1 pseudogene is annotated in these 1606 nt (G+C 40.8%); it reads right to left on the bottom strand.

The features are described from left to right. Nucleotides 1-180: 180 nt before the first annotated feature. Nucleotides 181-1606, bottom strand: a pseudogene (locus tag ACFINC_RS09330) (hypothetical protein); the annotation flags it as partial.

The raw sequence follows: 1606 nt of genomic DNA, 5'->3' as shown, positions 1-1606 counted from the left end.
TGCGTATCATCTTCAATCCCCTCTTCTCCTTCTTCAAGCTCTTTAACAAAGACCCAATAAAAACGTGTTGATAAAAGACCCTCTAGCCTTCTTACCGTTTCAGCCTTATCAAAGGAAAGCATGTTCAGATAATCTTGCTTCGTATTTAAATGCTCTGGATAATCTATCATCTTCTCCTCCTCAAAAATGACGGGGACGGCTACAGCCTCGAGCCCCTAACATCTCACCCTTGAAACTACGAGAATACTGACCACTACGAAAAAACGAACCATTAGAGACACCACCACTCCAAAGACCTCCTCCTACCAACACATTCATATCTGTTCTAAAAGCCGTCCTTCCCGCTGTTACAGAAGGTATCTGTATTGGAAAAGTCTCTGATAAAAATTGTGAAACATAACCGCAGCCATCCTCACACCCTATATGTGAAATCATACGCCTATTCGCCGTATCAACGTGTCCTCCAGAACTCTTAGGAGAAGGGGCTTTCTTCCCTTGAATATTTGTCTTTTCATTACTTCCATACATCGCAGACGCAAATTCTGTATCAGTGAGAAAAGATTTTTTAACACGCAACATATCGGATAAGTGATCTGTATAAGTACGGTTGGTTGTGATCGGAGTACCATACGCCGAACGGGTAAAAATACTCGTTCCTGACTGTAGATAAATATCAACCCAAAGATCTGTGGAGGGGTCGTAGACCATCCCTTCTGGACTACTATGCGGGCGGTGATTCAAACACCAAACTGAATTGGGTAAGATATCCCCTGCTCTATAACCAGACAATGGATGACCGGAAATCTCTCCAACATCCGCACAAAGCGTATGAAACCCTCCTATCTTGACAGAATTATCCGCTGTGTATCCATCCGGATAAGTAGCATTGTCTGAAGCAAAAAATATAACACCTTGGTTATCATTTCGTGAAACCATGTAAAGATAATAATCTTTACCTCCTTCAATAAAACCAGACAATTCTATTTTTAGATCTTTACTGACAGTATGTAAACGATAAGCCTCATCATTCACACCAGCACGGCGAAAAAGCGTTCCTTTTTTAACCAAAATAGTTTGTCTATTATCGCCAACTGCCAAAAATGATCGTTCCTGAGAAAAGACAGTGAAATTCAATTCATTATTTATCAAAGAAACAAAATATTTTAGACCTTCTTTAATAGCTTCAATCTGTTGACTGTTATTATTTACTTGGTCTTTTGTGTTAGAAAAATTAAACGAAATAAGGGATTGATTAGCTTGCTCTGCTATCGTTTTAGCTTCTTCGGCTAGCGTCTTTGCCTGAGAGGCGGCTTGCTTGGCTTCTCTTGCTTCGTCCTGTGCTTCTTCTGCATCTGTTGCCGCAGAATTGGCTGTCAATTTTGCCGCATTAGCAGCAATCTTCGCTTCGTTCGATTCATCTTGCATTTCCTCCGCTAGCTCTTTGGCTTCTTCTGCTAGAGCTTTTGCCTCAGAAGCCGACGTGACAACGGTTTCTAAACTACCTTTGACTTCGTTCGCTACTCTTTCTGCTGTTAAAGCCTTTGCATTGATAGAAACAATATCTTCTGTTGCTTTCTTTGCTAAATTTTTCGCATCTTCTGCTGTT

This window comes from Bartonella sp. AP58NXGY, assembly GCF_042195785.1.
In the GTDB taxonomy this organism is placed as follows: Bacteria; Pseudomonadota; Alphaproteobacteria; order Rhizobiales; family Rhizobiaceae; genus Bartonella.
The sequence above is the reverse complement of the archived record's forward strand: the minus strand, read 5'-3'. Positions and strand labels throughout refer to the sequence as shown.